The sequence below is a fragment of the Streptococcus infantis genome (assembly GCF_047460825.1).
GTDB lineage: Bacteria > Bacillota > Bacilli > Lactobacillales > Streptococcaceae > Streptococcus > Streptococcus infantis_V.
Window position 1 is genome coordinate 1 of the sequence record NZ_JASHFO010000055.1, and the last position, 2,500, is coordinate 2,500.

Annotated in this window: 1 tRNA gene and 2 rRNA genes (1 of these 3 cut by a window edge); all 3 read right to left on the reverse strand. The window is 48.6% G+C overall.

The features are described from left to right. A 23S ribosomal RNA gene (locus QM911_RS09715) occupies positions 1–2,239 on the reverse strand; the annotation flags it as partial. A 123-nt stretch (positions 2,240–2,362) separates the two neighbouring features. Further along, positions 2,363–2,435, reverse strand: a tRNA-Ala gene (locus QM911_RS09720). Positions 2,436–2,485: 50 nt separating this feature from the next. Continuing rightward, positions 2,486–2,500: ribosomal RNA gene (locus QM911_RS09725) — 16S ribosomal RNA — on the reverse strand; its annotated part runs 1,223 nt beyond the window's last position; the annotation flags it as partial.

Genomic DNA, 2,500 nt, shown 5'->3' on the forward strand with positions numbered 1-2,500 from the left:
TCAGACACTGTCTCCGATAGGGATCACCTATCTGGGTTAGAGTGGCCATAACACAAGGGTAGTATCCCAACAGCGTCTCCTTCGAAACTGGCGTCCCGATCTCTTAGACTCCTACCTATCCTGTACATGTGGTACAGACACTCAATATCAAACTGCAGTAAAGCTCCATGGGGTCTTTCCGTCCTGTCGCGGGTAACCTGCATCTTCACAGGTACTAAAATTTCACCGAGTCTCTCGTTGAGACAGTGCCCAAATCATTACGCCTTTCGTGCGGGTCGGAACTTACCCGACAAGGAATTTCGCTACCTTAGGACCGTTATAGTTACGGCCGCCGTTTACTGGGGCTTCAACTCATACCTTCGCGTTACCGCTAAGCACTCCTCTTAACCTTCCAGCACCGGGCAGGCGTCACCCCCTATACATCATCTTACGATTTAGCAGAGAGCTGTGTTTTTGATAAACAGTTGCTTGGGCCTATTCACTGCGGCTGACTTAAAGTCAGCACCCCTTCTCCCGAAGTTACGGGGTCATTTTGCCGAGTTCCTTAACGAGAGTTCTCTCGCTCACCTGAGGCTACTCGCCTCGACTACCTGTGTCGGTTTGCGGTACGGGTAGAGTATGTTTAAACGCTAGAAGCTTTTCTTGGCAGTGTGACGTCACTAACTTCGCTACTAAACTTCGCTCCCCATCACAGCTCAATGTTATAGAACTAAGCATTTAACTCAATTCACACCTCACTGCTTAGACAGACTCTTCCAATCGTCTGCTTTAGTTAGCCTACTGCGTCCCTCCATCACTACATACTCTAGTACAGGAATATCAACCTGTTGTCCATCGGATACACCTTTCGGTCTCTCCTTAGGTCCCGACTAACCCAGGGCGGACGAGCCTTCCCCTGGAAACCTTAGTCTTACGGTGGACAGGATTCTCACCTGTCTTTCGCTACTCATACCGGCATTCTCACTTCTATGCGTTCCAGCACTCCTCACGGTACACCTTCTTCACACATAGAACGCTCTCCTACCATACCTATAAAGGTATCCACAGCTTCGGTAAATTGTTTTAGCCCCGGTACATTTTCGGCGCAGGGTCACTCGACTAGTGAGCTATTACGCACTCTTTGAATGAATAGCTGCTTCTAAGCTAACATCCTAGTTGTCTGTGCAACCCCACATCCTTTTCCACTTAACAATTATTTTGGGACCTTAGCTGGTGGTCTGGGCTGTTTCCCTTTCGACTACGGATCTTAGCACTCGCAGTCTGACTGCCGACCATAATTCATTGGCATTCGGAGTTTATCTGAGATTGGTAATCCGGGATGGACCCCTCACCCAAACAGTGCTCTACCTCCAAGAATCTCTAATGTCGACGCTAGCCCTAAAGCTATTTCGGAGAGAACCAGCTATCTCCAAGTTCGTTTGGAATTTCTCCGCTACCCACAAGTCATCCAAGCACTTTTCAACGTGCCCTGGTTCGGTCCTCCAGTGCGTCTTACCGCACCTTCAACCTGCTCATGGGTAGGTCACATGGTTTCGGGTCTACGACATGATACTAATTCGCCCTGTTCAGACTCGGTTTCCCTACGGCTCCGTCTCTTCAACTTAACCTCGCATCATATCGTAACTCGCCGGTTCATTCTACAAAAGGCACGCTCTCACCCATTAACGGGCTCGAACTTGTTGTAGGCACACGGTTTCAGGTTCTATTTCACTCCCCTCCCGGGGTGCTTTTCACCTTTCCCTCACGGTACTGGTTCACTATCGGTCACTAGGGAGTATTTAGGGTTGGGAGATGGTCCTCCCAGATTCCGACGGGATTTCACGTGTCCCGCCGTACTCAGGATACTGCTAGGTACAAAGACTATTTTGAATACGAGGCTATCACTCTCTTTGGCTGATTTTCCCAAACCATTCTTCTATAATCTTTGAGTCCACATTGCAGTCCTACAACCCCGAAGAGTAAACTCTTCGGTTTGCCCTCCTGCCGTTTCGCTCGCCGCTACTAAGGCAATCGCTTTTGCTTTCTCTTCCTGCAGCTACTTAGATGTTTCAGTTCACTGCGTCTTCCTCCTCACATCCTTAACAGATGCGGGTAACAGGTAGTACCTGTTGGGTTCCCCCATTCGGAAATCCCTGGATCATCGCTTACTTACAGCTACCCAAGGCATATCGTCGTTTGTCACGTCCTTCTTCGGCTCCTAGTGCCAAGGCATCCACCGTGCGCCCTTATTAACTTAACCTTATTTTTCTGACCTTTCAGTCATAAACTCTTTTAATACTACAGCGTTTCGGTTTATTTTCTTGTTACTATTTGATATAGATATTCAATTTTCAATGTGCATTACTTGGTGATCTCTCACCAATGGAGCCTAGCGGGATCGAACCGCTGACCTCCTGCGTGCAAAGCAGGCGCTCTCCCAGCTGAGCTAAGGCCCCACAAGACCTCTCAAGACTAAACAAGACCAATGTGCATTCCTTATCCTTAGAAAGGAGGTGATCCA